This window comes from Christensenella intestinihominis (assembly GCF_001678845.1).
Lineage (GTDB): Bacteria > Bacillota > Clostridia > Christensenellales > Christensenellaceae > Christensenella > Christensenella intestinihominis.
Window position 1 is genome coordinate 92,637 of record NZ_MAIQ01000008.1, and the last position, 14,265, is coordinate 106,901.

Genomic DNA, 14,265 nt, shown 5'->3' on the forward strand with positions numbered 1-14,265 from the left:
GCGCGGCCCGGAGGCGGAAGGGTTTCTTATGTATGACAATATCAAAACGCTGTATCAGGCGGTTATGGACTGCAGGAAGTGCAGGCTCTCGGAAACACGGAAGCACGTTGTGTTCGGCGAAGGAAATTTGCGCGCGGACGTAATGTTCGTGGGCGAAGGCCCGGGCGCGCGGGAGGACGAGCAGGGCAGGCCGTTTGTCGGCCCGGCCGGGCAACTCCTGGACCGTATGCTGGGGGAGATCGGGCTGAAACGGGAGGATGTGTATATTGCCAACGTGGTTAAATGCCGTCCGCCGGGCAACCGCGACCCGCAGGACGACGAACGCGCGGCCTGCATCGGTTACCTGCGCAGCCAGGTGGCGTTTGTAAAACCGAAAGTGATCGTGTGCCTCGGGCGCATTGCGGCCGGGGTCATACTCGGCAGGGATGTGCGGATGATGAAAGAGCACGGCGTGTGCGTGAAGGTTAAAAATTTTCACATTATGCCAACCTTCCATCCGGCTGCCCTGCTCCACAATCCCGACTATGCGGAACACGCGAAAAATGATTTTCAGGTGCTGAAGGAAACGCTGCATGAACTTAAACTCTCTTGAAAAATTGTATCGCCGGATCAGCGGAACATATCCCGGGCAGGAGCTCGTATTTGGCGACGGAAAGCCGGACGCGGGTCTGATGCTCGTCGGGGAAGCGCCGGGGCGGGACGAGGTCGCGCAGAAAAAGCCGTTTGTGGGCAAGGCCGGAAAAAACCTGACGGGCTTCCTCGAGACGCTCGGATTGTCCCGGGAAGAACTGTACGTGACCAACGTATGTAAATTCCGGCCCACAAAGGTAAGCGCCAAAAATACCGTTTCAAACCGTCCGCCCACGAAGGAGGAAATCCTTGCGGCCCAGCCGTTCCTGTGGGAGGAAATAGGGCTCGTCGCCCCACGGCTCATCGTAACGCTGGGAAATACGCCCCTTCGCGCGGTCAGGGGCTTTGACGCCAATATCGGCGATTATCACGGAAAACCGGAACGGGCCGACGTCGGCGGAAAGGAATACCGGCTGTTCGCGCTCTATCATCCGGCCAGCATCATTTATAATCCCTCCCTCAAAGAAACCTATTCCCGCGATCTTTCAAATTTGGCCGTATTGCTGGAAAAAAATCTATAATTTTTGCATCACAATCCGCAGGAACTTGCATTTTTTTAATAAAGTGATATAATTGTGGGTGTAATAAGTTTGTAACAATTAAAAAAGGAACGACGGCATATCAAAAAAGCAAAAAGCGCACGGAAGTGCGTTGTTTCATTCTTACAGCAATTGATAAACGGCGGCGTGTGACAGGCGCTGCAAACCGTACGCCGGAGAACCCGGCCGAAAGGATGCCGGCAGTTTCCGGCCAATAAGATAAAAGCAGGCGGGGAAGAAGAGAACGACAATCCGCATGGAGGTAAGAACCGTTTGGATAAAAAAAGACTGTTTATCGTGTGCGTGGTGATTGCGGTCACGGCAAGCTTTGTAACAGGGCTGTTTGTGTATTTCTATCAAACGTCCAAAATCAAGGGGAACGATATCCTGCTTGGAAAAGGCAGCTATCAGGATATCCAGAAATACATGGAAATCAGCGACCTTGAAAAAATCATCAACGACACCTATTACCGGGATGTCGAGCAGGACGACCTTGTGTCGGGAACGCTCAAAGGAATGGTCGGGGCGCTGGACGATCCCTATTCCGTATACTATACCGAGGAAGAATACCGCGAATTCAACCAGCAGTCCGATACGGACCTCGTCGGGATCGGGGTCACGGCGGGGCCGTACCAGAAAACCGGGCATCTGAAGCTGGAACGCGTATATGCGGGAAGCCCGGCGGAAACGGCGGGACTCGTTGAAAACGACGTAATCCTCACCATCGACGGCGCGGACGTCGGCGGGCTTGATTATGAAAGCTCCCTCAATATGCTGCGCGGGCCGAGCGGCAGCTCCGTAAAACTTACGGTCCAAACAGGCGCGGACGCACCCCGGGAGGTCGAAGTGGCGCGCGCGAATGTGGATGCGCAGCGTGTGACCTATACGATGCTTACGGATGATATCGCCCAAATTGCAATTTCGGAATTCAACGGGAATTGCGTGGAAGAATTTAAAAACGCCATCCAGTTTTTAAAGGATGAAGAAGCAAAAGCCGTGCTCATCGACGTACGCGGCAACATGGACGGCAGCGCCCTCGCCGCGGTCTCGATGCTGGACGAAATATTGCCCGAGGGGCTTGCCGCCTATACGGTGGATAAAGAAAATAAACGCGACGAGCTTACGGTGGATGCCAATTATTTCGAGATTCCGCTTGTCGTGCTGGTCGACGAAAACAGCGCTTCCGCCGCCGAGATTTTTGCGGGGGCGGTGCAGGGGCGGCAGCGCGGCCAGGTGATCGGCACGCGGACCTATGGCAAGGGAGTTGTCCAGTCCATTGTGGACATGCCCTATTCGGGCGGCGGCGTAAAGCTCACTAGCGCGCTTTATTATACGCCGGACGACAAAGCGGTCAACGACGGGGTTACGCCGGATATCGCGGTCAGCAATCCGGAAGGACGGCTGACCTTTGAAACGGACGCGCAGCTCCAGCAGGCGCTGACAACGCTCGGCGAGATGACCGCGCAGGGAGGATAAGCCGATGAACAGGATTGGAATCATAGCGGTCATCATTGAAGGACATAAGGAAAGCGTCACACAGGTAAACGCCATCCTGTCCGAATATTCAGAACTTGTGCATGCGCGCATGGGCGTGCCCAACCATGAAAAGGATATCAACATCATTTCCCTCGTGGTAGAGGCGACGGGCGACCAGGTCGGGGCCATGACGGGGCGGCTCGGGAATCTTCCCGGCGTCACCGTAAAAAGCATGATGACCAATAAAACCTATTGAAACGAAAATGGAGTCTCTCCCGGGAGACTCCATTTTTTAGTGTCCACGCAGACCTGCTGCGGAGGTCTTTTTATGGCCTCTCACTGCGTACAGTCCACGGTAAACGCATATTCGTCCATTGCCTGCGCCTTGCCTGGAACGGGCTTGTCCTCGCTGTCCATCTCATATTTGCAGGGCACGATGGTAAGCGTCTCCGTTTTGGAATGGAAGGGGCGCAGGTTATACTTCACTTCAACCGCCCAGCTCCCGTCCTCCTGCTCGTGGGGAGGGGAAATGCTGGTTCCCTCCGCAAGCGTGGGCCGGTCTTCCATTGAGTTCAGGGCTTCCGTGCCGTTATCGAGGCTCAGGTAAGGCGGCGCGGGGGACACATATTCCTCCGCCCGTTCCTGCGCGTTCCCGCCCGTGAAATACAGCGTATAGCTTACGGCGGTGACGGTGGGCGCAAGCTTGACGGAAAGCCCGCCAACCCGCCAGCCTTCGCCCTCGACGGGCCCCGGCTCAATCGCCTTGACGGAACCCGAGGCCTGCACCATGAACCGGATTTCCTGGTTGTCAAAGCGGGTGGTCGGCCCGTGGTACTGGTAATGGACGCCGTCAATTATGTTAAACTTGCTGCCAAACAACGAATGTTTCCCATAGACCGACAACGGCAGGGTAACCTCAAAATCCTCCGTAAGCCCGGCGTCCGAAAGGTCGGCGTAAAAATAGTATTCGTTTTCCGCCGTGCAGTCGCCGATCAGGCCGTAATTTTCCCCGGCGATCACAATACCGTCTGCGGCAAGGTCGTAATTTTCCCCCTCCTCCGTCGCGGAAGCGTAGATGTAGATTCCCGTGCCGTCGTATAAAACCTCGTCGATCCTGAGCAAAGGAACGCCCGCTTTCGGCGGGACAGCGGCGGCGCTGCTCTCCGCCGCGTTTTCATTTTCCGGCGGCTGCGATTCCTCCACGCTTTTTATAGGCACGTCCCTCCGGATAATCTCCAAAGCGGAATCGTCCGCGGTGCCAAGCAGGGACTGGAGTTTAAAACCGGCCGCGTAAACGGTCGCCCCGCAAACGAGGCAAACGATCAGCGCGATGCATACGATCCGGCGCGTCCGTTTCGTCCGGCGGGAACCGCGCCGCTTGGATGTGCACTGGCGCATCACCTCCCATTCAATTTTGCTCCGGAAGCGCTCGGGCATTCCGGGATATTCATTCCAGTTAAATTCTCTCATAGTCAATATCCTCCAAATTGTGCAGAAGCGTTCTTAATTTTTGCCGCGCGCGCGCAAGACGGCTTTTCACGGTGCCGGGAGGAATTTTCAGCATTGCGGAAATTTCCCCGACGGAAAATCCTTCCAGATAGTGGAGAACGATGGGCGTGCGGAATTTGAGCTCCAGCCCCATAAGCGCTTCATACAGCCCCGATTGGTCCTCCGGGGTATGCCCGGCGTCGATATTCCCGGAAGGCACAACGCGCTTGCGCATGCGAAGCGTCCGGCGGCATTCGTTCATCAGGATGCGTACCAGCCATGTTTTCGCATATTGGTCGTTTTTCAGGGAAGCAAGCTTTGAAAAAGCGATTGCCACTGCCTCCTGGGCGGCGTCCTCGCAGTCCGCGTCATTTTTCAGGAATGATTTTGCAACACGGTACAGCGTGGGCGCCGCGGCATTGACAAGCTCTCCGAAATCTTTTTTGTCCATGGTTTAACTGCCCTTTCCTCACCGGCCGGTGATCGATTCTGCTTATTAGAGGATAAAAGGGGCGCAAAGGTTCCCGTAACGGAAAAATTTATACGATTACGAACGGCGATACGGGCTGATTATAATCCTGTGCTTTCAGTATAGGCCGAAACATACGGCGTGTCGACGAATAAAGGAAAAGGTGTTTGTTTCTTGGTAAAGAAGGAGAATTTGTGTTAAAATAATAACATGGATAAGAATCAGGAAATTATTGAACGGTTACGAAAAGAATATGGGGATACCGAGTCCGCCCTCCATTACCAGAACCCCTACGAGCTTCTGGTCGCCACAATCCTCGCGGCGCAATGTACGGACGTGCGCGTCAATATTGTCACGAAAGACCTTTTCAAAAAGTATCCTTCGCCGAAAGAGCTCGCGCAGGCCGACCTTGCGGAGGTGGAAGGTTACATCAAGACGTGCGGCCTGTATAAAAACAAGGCCAAAAACCTTATTGCCTGCGCACAGCGCATCATGAGCGAGTACGGCGGGGTTGTCCCGCATACGGAGGAAGAGCTGACCACGCTCGCCGGCGTGGGGCGCAAAACCGCCAATGTGGTGCTGGCGTTCGCGTTCGGGCTTCCGGCGTTTCCGGTGGATACGCATGTAAAGCGCGTATCAAACCGCATCGGTTTCGCGCATTCGGACGACCCCAACAAGGTCGAGGAAGAGGACAAAAAAATAATCAGGAAAGAGGACTGGTCACAGGCGCATCACTGGCTCATCTGGCATGGACGCCGGGTGTGCAAAGCGCAAAAGCCCTTGTGCGGCACATGCTGTATCGAGGACCTGTGCCCCTACCCCAATAAAAATTTATGATAGTTGATAAAGTAAGAATTGTGATAAAAGCGGGCGACGGCGGCAATGGGGCGGTCTCGTTCCGCCGTGAAAAATATGTCAACGCGGGCGGACCGGACGGCGGCGACGGCGGCAACGGCGGCAACGTCGTTTTTGTTGCGGACCCCGGCATGCGCACGCTGATGGATTTCCGGTACCATAAAAAATTCAAAGCGGAAAACGGCGAAAACGGCCGCAAGAAAAACATGCGCGGCAAAACGGGCGAAGATATTATCGTCAAGGTGCCCGCGGGTACGGTCGTGATCGATAAGGAATCCGGGCGTGTGGTCGCGGATATCCGCGATCCGGAGGGCACCACAGTGCTTCGCGGCGGCAGGGGCGGAAAGGGCAACGCGCGCTTTTCCAATTCGGTGCGCCAAACCCCGCGTTTTTCCACGCCGGGCAAGAAGGTGCAGCCCCGCGAGGTGATCCTGGAGCTGAAATCCATTGCGGACGTAGGCCTCGTCGGCTTCCCGAACGTCGGGAAATCGACGCTGCTTTCCTGCATGACCTCCGCAAAGCCCAAAATCGAAAATTATCATTTCACGACGCTTGCGCCCAACCTCGGCGTGGTCAAGTCGTATGATTATGATTTTATCCTGGCGGATATCCCCGGCCTCATCGAGGGCGCGTCCGAAGGCGCGGGCCTCGGGCACGATTTCCTGCGCCATATCGAACGGACGCGCATGATCGCCCACGTGCTCGATATCGCGGGCAGCGAGGGCCGCGACCCGCTCGACGATTATGTGAAAATCCGCGAAGAACTGAAAAGCTATTCGCAGCAGCTTGCCGAAAGGCCGGAGCGCGTTGTGGCCAACAAGGCGGATTTACCGGAAGCGGAGGAAAACCTCGCGCGCTTCCGTGAAAAATATCCGGATAAGGAAGTGTTCCTCACCTCGGCGGCCACCCGCAAGGGCATTGACGAACTGCGCGCCGCCATGATGGAGGTGCTGAAAACGCTGCCCGAGGAACAGGTCATCCGTGAGGAGGGCGTGATCGAAGAGTGGCAGATGGAGGATGAAGAGCTCACCTTTGAAGTCGGCCGCGGGGAAGACGGCGTTCTCGAGGCCAACGGCTCGCTCATCAATGAAATATTTGCGCGTATCAATCCCGATGAGGTGGATTCGATGCGGCATTTCCATAAGCTGCTGAAAGATATGGGCATCATCAAAGCGCTCGAACGCGCGGGCGCGAAGGATGGGGATACGGTGCGGCTGAACGGCGAGGAATTCGATTTTGTGGAATAGCTTGCCTGTATCCACGCATCCTGCGTTATTCGGCAGATAAGGTACATTTCGAAAATGGAGAAAGAATTTTGACAAGCAAACAACGTGCAAAGCTGCGCGGCATGGCGCAGAAGATGGAGCCGATCCTGCATATCGGCAAGGACGGCATTACGGAAAACCTTGTGAAACAGGCGGACGATGCGCTCACCGCGCGCGAGCTTATCAAGGGAACGGTGCTTAAGAACAGCGCGCTTACCGCGCGCGGAGCGGCGGACGAACTTGCGGCGGCCCTCGGCGCGGAAGGCGTTTCCGTGCTGGGCAGGAAGTTTGTTTTATACCGGGAATCTGAAGACAGGAAAATCGAGTTATAGGATATGGAACGTCCGCAAAGCATTACAATCGAACAAAACGTGCGCCTGTTCGCCCGCCCGAAGCGGGTCGGCATTTTGGGCGGCACCTTCAATCCGCCCCACAACGGCCATGTGGATATGGCCCATCAGGTAAAAGGGGAGTTTTCGCTCGACGAGGTTTACCTCATGCCCTGCGGCAATCCGCCGCATAAAAGCCTCGGGCTTGCCCCCAAGGAAATGCGCCTGCAAATGACGCGGATGTGCGCGGCGGGAACAGACGTAAAGGTGCTTGATTTCGAGGTCAGGAAAAAGGGCTGTTCCTATACCGTAGAGACCATCGCGGCCCTGCGGGAGAAAAATCCGCAAACCGATTATTATTTCATTGTCGGCGCGGATACGGTGTTTGAGTTATGCACCTGGCATGATTTTGAACAGCTGTTCAAAATAACGAAATTTATCTGCGTGCGGCGGCAAAACAACGATATCTTGAAGCTTTCCGCCGAGATTTCCCGCCTCAAATGGGAATATGGCGCGCAGGTTTTCCTGTCGGAATATACAGGGCTTTTCGTAAGCTCCTCCTATATCAGGAAGCGGGTAAAAGAAGGACGCAGCATAGAAGGGCTGGTCCCAGGGAATGTGGAGGAATACATTATTGCAAATGGACTATACCGGGAACCGTGACGCGATCGTCAAAAAAGTCGCGGGAAACCTAAAGGGTGAAAAATTTGAACATGCCCTCGGCGTCGAAAAAACGGCGGTCAGCCTCGCGCACCGCTATGGCGCGGATGTGGATAAAGCGGGGCTGGCGGGCCTGCTGCACGATTATACCAAGCAAAAGGACAATATCGCGCTGGCGGAACGCTACCATATCCCCTATATTACGGAAAAGACCCTGCACGGGCATACTGCCGCCGCTGTGCTGAAAGAGAAGGGCTATGTGACGGACGAAGAGGTGCTTTCCGCCATAAGGTGGCATACGACGGGCCGGGAAGGCATGACGATGCTCGAAAAAGTCGTATACCTTGCGGATTACATTGAACCAAACCGCGATTTTGACGGCGTTGAAAAGCTGCGGGACCTCGCATATCAGAATATCGATAAAGCGGTGCTCTACGCCCTGCAAATGTCAATCGAACACATTATTGAAAACAAAAGCCTGATCGATACGGACAGTGTCGGGGCATACAACTATTACCGGAATTTATTTCCGGGGGAGGAGATTTAATGGAAATTTCTAAGCGGGCGGAACGGATTGCGGAAATACTGGACAATAAAAAGGCGCAGGATATCGTTATCCTGAAGGTGGCGGATATGACCATCATCTCGGACTATTTCGTGGTGGCGAGCGCCCCGAATGTGTCGCACGTGCAAACCCTTGCGGAGGAGGTGCAGTTTAAGCTGCGCGAGGAAGAGGAAGTGTCCCCGATCCGTACGGAGGGGGAGCGCGAGGGCCGTTGGGTGGTTATCGACTACGGCGACGTGCTCGTGCATATTTTCCATAAAGAGGAGCGTGAGTTTTACCAGCTCGAGCGCCTGTGGAAGGTGGAAGGCAATTTCTATGACTATTCCGCAGAGCATAAAGAACGGTAAGACGGTGATTCGCCCGCTCCGGCGTGAAGAAGCCGCTGTGGTCCTGCCGGAAATGCTGTACCAGGCGCTGTTCCGCCTGCCGGGGGAGCCGCCCACAAAACGGGAGATTGTTTTTGGCCCAAAGCTTAATATGTATATTGACGGCTTTGGGCGGGAGCACGATCATTGCCTCGTGGCGGAAATAAGCGGCGTAATTGCGGGCGCGGTATGGGCGCGTTTGCTTGGTGGCGGAAATAAAGGATACGGCTATGTGGACGACGAAACGCCCGAGCTTGCCATAGCCCTTTTGCCGGAATACCGCGGCAGGGGAATCGGTACGCGGCTTATGGAAAAGATGCTCTGCCTGCTCACGGAACATGGCTATCGGCAGGTCTCCCTCAGTGTGCACAAGGCGAACGCCGCGGCGCGCCTGTACCGGAAGCTTGGCGCACGGGCCGTCCGTGAAACAACCGAAGATTGCGTAATGGTTTTTAAGCTGGATACATAAAAAAACACCTGCCAAGGCAGGTGTCAGACTGTTGAAATTCTCTGCAACCGCACCGAAGGGATGTAGCCTTCGGTGCTTTCAGCGTCAGCGAACGCGAAAAAACGCTCATATATTGTATATATTATTCGCTCTTTTGCGCGTTCTGCTTCCTCGACTTGCAGATTTTTGAACAGTCTGCTGATCTTGCCGATTTTATCGACAATCCCACACCTGCCAAGGCAGGTGTTTTTTGCTTTCTTTTTTATGCGAACACATCCGCGTCCATTTCACGGAGGTCGTCCGCAATCAGCGGTTTAAATTCCATATGCGCGAGGATGTCCCTTTCAAGCTCGATACCCGGCGCAATCTCGGTCAGCATCAGGCCGCCTTCCGTCAAACGCATTACGCACCGTTCGGTAATGAACATAACCTTCTGGCCGAGTTCCCTGGCGCGCTTGGCGGAAAAGGTAAGCTGCTCGATGTCGTGCTTGAATTTCTTGATGCTTCCTTCGCTGATAATGCGAAGCTTTCCGTCCTTCACCTCAACCTCGAGTCCCTTTGCGGTAAAGGTGCCGATAAAATAAAGCTCGGGCGTCGATTGCGTGATGCAGATAAATCCGCCGCAGCCCGCAATGCGCGGCCCAAATTTGCTGACGTTGATGTTGCCCTGCGGGTCGGCCTCCGCGAGGCCGAGAAACGCCTGGTCAAGCCCGCCGCCGTGGTAAAAATCAAATAGCTGGTGCTGGAAAACAATCGCCCCGGGGTTCAGCGTCGCGCCGAATTCCACGCCTGAAAGCGGGGAACCGCCAATACCGCCCGCCTCCACGGTCAAGGTAAAATCGGAAATTCCTTTTTCTTCCGCCACCGCCGCAATCCCTTCCGGCATGCCGATTCCAAGGTTCACCACTCCGCCCTGTTTCAGTTCTTTCAGCGAGCGCAGGGCAATGATACGCCGCGGCCCGGCGGGCAGCGTGGGCATCGCGCCTCTAGGCGCGCGCTCCTGCCCGGAATAAGCGGGATTATAATCCGCCGCGGCGGTTTGCGTGTGAAATTTCATGTCGCTTGTCCGCACCACATAGTCCACCAGGACTCCCGGAACGCGCACCATGTGCGGCGGGATATCGTCCACAATTTCCTCCACCTGCACAATCACCTTCCCGCCGAGCGCGTGGCAGGCCTGCGCGACGGAAAGGGCGTCCGCCACAGCCGCCTCCTTTTCCATACTGATATTGCCGTCCCTGTCCGCGCGTGTGCCGCGCAGGAATGCAAAATCAATTTTGGAAAAAGGCTTATACCGGATGTAATCCTCGCCGTCCAGGGTCACGATCTCATTCAGTTCATCCTTTGAAATGCTGTTCAGCCGTCCGCCGGAAAAACGCGGGTCCACGAATGTTTCGAGGCCAATCTGCGTCACCAGCCCGGGGCGGCGCGCGCCTACGTCGCGCATCAGCTGTGCCATCACTCCCTGCGGAAGGTTATAGCCTTCAATATCTTCCGAAAAAATCATTTGCTGGAGCTTTGGCATCAGGTTAATATGCCCGGCGACCAGCTTTTTAATCAAGCCCTTATGCGCAAGGCGGTTCAGGCCGCGCTCCCCGCCGTCGCCTACGGAAGTAACGCTCACAAGCGAAAGTCCTTTCGGCGAACCCGTTTCGAGGAAGCGCTGCTCCAGTGCATAACACAATTCATCCGCCACCGCCGCCATGACGAAGCCGTTTGCAGAGACCACCGCGCCGTCCGGAATCAGGGCCGCCGCCTCCCTTGATGTAATTTCTTTAAAACTCATAAGCCACCATCCGTTCTTCAAAAAATAATAATTACCCGTCTATTATCCAATAACACGGCGGCATTTTCAAGTGGGCGGCTCAATTTGCACAGCGGTAAATAACCTGTAATTGCATTGGAAATAAAGCCTATTTCTGGTGAACCTCCGAAGGCCTGCGGTACTTTCTACGGTCCTTGCGGCCCATAAGGATCGCCGAAACGCTCATCGCGGCAATAACCGCCAGCGCAACGGAAAGCACGGTCAATACTTCTTTCGAGAAAATAATTTCAAACATGGTGCTGCCTCCTTTTTCCGGTTTCGAATTCAATAGTCCCATTGTAACCGGACCCGTTTACATCTGCGGTCACCGCCGCAAAATTTTAATGTAACGGTTTTTAACCCTGCGCAGGCAGCCGGATACCCGTGTATAAAGATGTATTTCCAGCCGCCGGCACTGACGGCAAATGTGAAAAAAGTATGACAAAAGGGGGTACAAGTCTATACAAAAAAGGCTCTGTAATGTATAATATAGGTTGTTATATAGAGACTTTGAGAGGTGCCACATTTGAAAAAGAAATTTGCATGGATCATTGCGGTGCTGATGATCCTTACATTTCCCATAACAACCGCCTTTGCGGAGCCGGAGGCTTCCCAGGAGCCTGCCGCGCAGGAAGAGGCAGCCCCTGAAGCAACGCCGGAACCCACCCCGGAGCCGACGGCAACCCCGCCGGAAACCACGGAGACAAAGGAAGGCGCGCCCGAGGTCGATTTATCACAGATTTCCTCCATATCCGCGATGCTGGTGGATGCGGATACGGGCGAGGTTTTGTTTTCCAAAAATGCGGACTGGACGATTTTCCCGGCCAGCACCACCAAGCTGATGACGGCAATCCTTGTAATGGAACATTGCGAAATGGACGAAATTGTGACCATCCCGGCGGAGGTCGACCAGTTCAATACGGCCTCGAGCCTGATGGGCCTGCGCCTGCTTGTCGGAAAAGACGTCTCGGTCAAAGACCTGGTGTACGGCCTGATGATGTGCTCGGGAAATGATGCGGCGGTCGCGCTTGGCATACACATTGCGGGCTCGGAAGAGGCCTTCGTCCAGATGATGAACGATAAAGCGCAGGAGCTCGGCATGACGGGCACGCACTTTCTGAATCCCCATGGAATTTATATCGCGGATGTCGGCCACGACCACTATTCAACAGCGGCGGATATGGTCAAGCTTGCGATGGAAGCGCAAAAATATCCGTTTTTGGCAGAGGTCATGAGCGCGCCTTCCTATACCTATGAATCGGAAGCGCTGCAGGGAACGGAGCCGGTTGAAAACTCAAACTACCTGCTCCATACGCCCACCAAGAAACCCGAGCTTGCACCATACCTGTACGATAAGGCGACCGGCATGAAAACGGGAACGCTGGAACGGATTCTTCCGCCGGGGGCGACGGAATATATCAAGTCCTACGGCTGCCTGGTCGCGTCCGCGTCGGATGGCGGCCTGAACCTGATTGCGGTTATTTTCGGCGACCTGTCCGTGGGCGATAAGGATGCCGGAATTCCCAATGCCTTTGCGCGCTGGGATATTGCAAGATACCTGTTCGACTATGGCTTTACCAATTACGCCAAGGTGGACCTTGCGCAGTTTGCCTCTCCCGTCGCGCTTACCGAACAAATCGGGAATGTTGCGAACAACGATCCCGGGGAAGGCTCGCTTGAGGTCAAGGCCGACCTCACGGGGGTTGCGTCCGATGTACAGCTGGTTGACGCGGCTACCGTGCAGGGACTCCAGGACGGCAGCTTAAAACTGGAAGAAAAAACGAATATTGAAGAACCGCTGCAGGCGCCTATTACGGAAGGGCAGCAGCTTGGAACGGTTACTTATTCGCTCAACGGGCAGGAGCTCTATACCGCGCCCCTCATCGCGGGCAGGGATGTCTATCCCCAGGGGGAGGAATCCGCAACGAGCAAGGAATACGGGGTTCCCATCATTACATTTGAATTATGGTACCTGTGGATTATCCTTCCGGCTGCGGTTGTCCTCACGCTGCTGATCGTCCGGGCGGTAAATAAATCCCGCCGCCGGTCATATTATGCAAAGCGCGGCCCGGCCGTAAAATCAAAGCCGGTCCAGGTGCGCACTGGTACGGTGCAGCGCAAGAATACGGGGCGGCCCGGCGGAAGCAGGAAGCATAGGTTGTAATCATAAGGCGGCCCTGGCGGGCCGTTCTTTTTTATAAGGAGCTGAAAAATGGAAAAATCCATGATCGCCCCGTGTGGAATGAATTGTGAATTATGTGTTTCCCGGCAGCGCAAAAAGAAAAAATGCCCGGGCTGCCGGGGCGGCGACGGGAACAAACCGGCGGGATGCGTGAATTGCGTCATCAGGAATTGTGTAAGCCTGCCGAAATCCGGATTTTGTTATGACTGCGAACGCCGTTGTGCGCGTCTAAAGAGCCTTGATAAACGTTATCGCACAAAGTATGGTATGAGCATGCTGGAAAATCTTGAAGATATCAGCGAAAGCGGGATAGAAGCGTTTGTGCGGCGGGAGGAAAAACGCTGGATGTGCCCAAGCTGCGGCGCAACGCTTTGCGTCCATCGGGACGTGTGCCTTTCCTGCGGCGCAAGATGGAAATAGAAATGGACGGCTCACATGCAGTCCCTCCATTTTTTTTGAAATGCACAGAAGAGAGACAGGGGAACATGAAGCGGAGATTGAGAAAATCAAGAGCGCGTTCCTTTGAGCAGGCAGGAAAAGAAACATGAAGATATTGAATGTTAATACGCGTTGCTTGCGGCAACGGACAGTTTCTCTTACAGTAATGGCAACGACTGAAAGAAAGGAGGTTATCCCTGATGTTAAACGAAAACATTAAGGCAATCCGAAAATCAAAAGGACTTTCTCAACAGGAGCTTGCTGTCAAACTGAATGTGGTGCGGCAAACAATCTCTAAATGGGAGCAAGGATTGTCAGTTCCCGATTCCGATATGTTGATCTCCATATCGGAAGCACTTGAAACACCCGTAAGCACCTTGCTTGGAGAAACTGTTGCTGAGTCGGAGGTTGATGGCCTAAAAGCGATTTCCGGAAAACTGGAGGTTATAAACTTACAGCTTGCACAAAGAAAAACCACGAGAAGAAACATGCTGCATTGGCTGCTTATCTCATTGAGTGTAGTCACAGTAATCATTTTTGCGGCCCTGGGGGTATTCAATAGCCCTTATTTGGGCTGGGATTACAGCAACCCTGAAACCGCCGTTGCCGGAGCGGCTTTTCACGCATTTGAATGGCTGTTTGTCAGGTTGGCGCCGATTATCCTGGTAGGGGCAATCGTTGGAATTTTCTTAACGCGGAAGAAAGTATAAAACCGCGCTGCCTCCTGGGGCGCAATTCAGGTTTCAAAACCC

The 14,265-nt window shown here is 54.4% G+C and carries 18 protein-coding genes; 14 read left to right on the forward strand and 4 right to left on the reverse strand.

Annotated features, from left to right (window positions below; genetic code table 11):
* The first annotated feature begins 28 nt into the window (after window positions 1-28).
* The 4 genes from BBD38_RS11130 to BBD38_RS11145 all read left to right on the forward strand — a co-directional run bounded on the left by BBD38_RS11130 (window position 29) and on the right by BBD38_RS11145 (window position 2,901).
* The gene (locus BBD38_RS11130; RefSeq protein ID WP_066688215.1) at window positions 29-592 is read left to right on the forward strand and encodes a uracil-DNA glycosylase; all 564 of its coding nucleotides are present in this window, start codon (window positions 29-31) and stop codon (window positions 590-592) included.
* On the forward strand, window positions 573-1,151 hold the full coding sequence (locus tag BBD38_RS11135) for a uracil-DNA glycosylase (RefSeq protein WP_066688217.1): 579 nt from the start codon (window positions 573-575) through the stop codon (window positions 1,149-1,151). Before BBD38_RS11130 ends, BBD38_RS11135 begins: the two co-directional genes overlap by 20 nt.
* A gap of 291 nt (window positions 1,152-1,442) precedes the next feature.
* Window positions 1,443-2,645 carry a S41 family peptidase gene (locus tag BBD38_RS11140; protein WP_066688219.1) on the forward strand — a complete coding sequence of 401 codons (1,203 nt, stop codon included), beginning with the start codon at window positions 1,443-1,445 and terminating at the stop codon, window positions 2,643-2,645.
* A 4-nt stretch (window positions 2,646-2,649) separates the two neighbouring features.
* Window positions 2,650-2,901: a TM1266 family iron-only hydrogenase system putative regulator gene (locus tag BBD38_RS11145; RefSeq protein WP_066688223.1), complete on the forward strand. Its 252-nt coding sequence runs from the start codon at window positions 2,650-2,652 to the stop codon at window positions 2,899-2,901.
* Window positions 2,902-2,981: 80 nt separating this feature from the next.
* On the opposite strand, the gene BBD38_RS11150 is transcribed toward BBD38_RS11145, so the two are convergent.
* Together BBD38_RS11150 and BBD38_RS11155 are read right to left on the reverse strand one after the other, a co-directional pair.
* On the reverse strand, window positions 2,982-4,115 hold the full coding sequence (locus tag BBD38_RS11150; protein ID WP_066688225.1) for a hypothetical protein: 1,134 nt from the start codon (window positions 4,113-4,115) through the stop codon (window positions 2,982-2,984).
* Window positions 4,102-4,584, reverse strand: a complete 483-nt coding sequence (locus BBD38_RS11155; RefSeq protein WP_066688227.1) for an RNA polymerase sigma factor — start codon at window positions 4,582-4,584, stop codon at window positions 4,102-4,104. Before BBD38_RS11155 ends, BBD38_RS11150 begins: the two co-directional genes overlap by 14 nt.
* Window positions 4,585-4,812: 228 nt before the next feature.
* Between BBD38_RS11155 and nth the strand changes: the two genes are divergently transcribed.
* The 7 genes from nth to BBD38_RS11190 all read left to right on the forward strand — a co-directional run bounded on the left by nth (window position 4,813) and on the right by BBD38_RS11190 (window position 9,110).
* Window positions 4,813-5,439 (forward strand): endonuclease III, encoded by a 627-nt coding sequence (gene nth, locus BBD38_RS11160; protein WP_066688228.1) that lies wholly within the window; start codon window positions 4,813-4,815, stop codon window positions 5,437-5,439.
* The gene (obgE, locus tag BBD38_RS11165) at window positions 5,436-6,704 is read left to right on the forward strand and encodes a GTPase ObgE (protein ID WP_066688229.1); all 1,269 of its coding nucleotides are present in this window, start codon (window positions 5,436-5,438) and stop codon (window positions 6,702-6,704) included. Before nth ends, obgE begins: the two co-directional genes overlap by 4 nt.
* Window positions 6,705-6,769: 65 nt before the next feature.
* Complete coding sequence (yhbY, locus tag BBD38_RS11170; protein ID WP_066688233.1) at window positions 6,770-7,054, forward strand: ribosome assembly RNA-binding protein YhbY; 285 nt, start codon at window positions 6,770-6,772, stop codon at window positions 7,052-7,054.
* Between the two features lie 3 nt (window positions 7,055-7,057).
* On the forward strand, window positions 7,058-7,714 hold the full coding sequence (nadD, locus tag BBD38_RS11175) for a nicotinate-nucleotide adenylyltransferase (protein WP_066688235.1): 657 nt from the start codon (window positions 7,058-7,060) through the stop codon (window positions 7,712-7,714).
* Window positions 7,692-8,258, forward strand: a complete 567-nt coding sequence (gene yqeK, locus BBD38_RS11180) for a bis(5'-nucleosyl)-tetraphosphatase (symmetrical) YqeK (protein ID WP_066688237.1) — start codon at window positions 7,692-7,694, stop codon at window positions 8,256-8,258. Before nadD ends, yqeK begins: the two co-directional genes overlap by 23 nt.
* Window positions 8,258-8,623, forward strand: coding sequence for a ribosome silencing factor (gene rsfS / locus BBD38_RS11185; protein ID WP_066688240.1), 366 nt, complete (start codon window positions 8,258-8,260; stop codon window positions 8,621-8,623). The genes yqeK and rsfS overlap by 1 nt, the downstream gene beginning before the upstream one ends.
* A complete protein-coding gene (locus BBD38_RS11190; RefSeq protein WP_066688242.1) occupies window positions 8,592-9,110 on the forward strand; it encodes a GNAT family N-acetyltransferase in 519 nt (172 codons plus the stop codon). Before rsfS ends, BBD38_RS11190 begins: the two co-directional genes overlap by 32 nt.
* Before the next feature lie 241 nt (window positions 9,111-9,351).
* Here BBD38_RS11190 and BBD38_RS11195 read toward each other — a convergent pair whose 3' ends face one another.
* Together BBD38_RS11195 and BBD38_RS14540 are read right to left on the reverse strand one after the other, a co-directional pair.
* On the reverse strand, window positions 9,352-10,875 hold the full coding sequence (locus BBD38_RS11195; protein ID WP_066688243.1) for an acyl CoA:acetate/3-ketoacid CoA transferase: 1,524 nt from the start codon (window positions 10,873-10,875) through the stop codon (window positions 9,352-9,354).
* Window positions 10,876-11,002: 127 nt separating this feature from the next.
* On the reverse strand, window positions 11,003-11,149 hold the full coding sequence (locus tag BBD38_RS14540) for a hypothetical protein (RefSeq protein ID WP_156738179.1): 147 nt from the start codon (window positions 11,147-11,149) through the stop codon (window positions 11,003-11,005).
* A gap of 270 nt (window positions 11,150-11,419) precedes the next feature.
* Between BBD38_RS14540 and BBD38_RS11200 the strand changes: the two genes are divergently transcribed.
* From BBD38_RS11200 to BBD38_RS11210, 3 genes are all read left to right on the forward strand, one after another.
* Window positions 11,420-13,057, forward strand: coding sequence for a D-alanyl-D-alanine carboxypeptidase family protein (locus BBD38_RS11200; protein WP_066688244.1), 1,638 nt, complete (start codon window positions 11,420-11,422; stop codon window positions 13,055-13,057).
* 48 nt (window positions 13,058-13,105) lie between these two features.
* A complete protein-coding gene (locus tag BBD38_RS11205) occupies window positions 13,106-13,495 on the forward strand; it encodes a DUF3795 domain-containing protein (protein WP_066688246.1) in 390 nt (129 codons plus the stop codon).
* A gap of 218 nt (window positions 13,496-13,713) precedes the next feature.
* Window positions 13,714-14,223, forward strand: coding sequence for a helix-turn-helix domain-containing protein (locus tag BBD38_RS11210; protein WP_066688248.1), 510 nt, complete (start codon window positions 13,714-13,716; stop codon window positions 14,221-14,223).
* Window positions 14,224-14,265 lie beyond the last annotated feature (42 nt).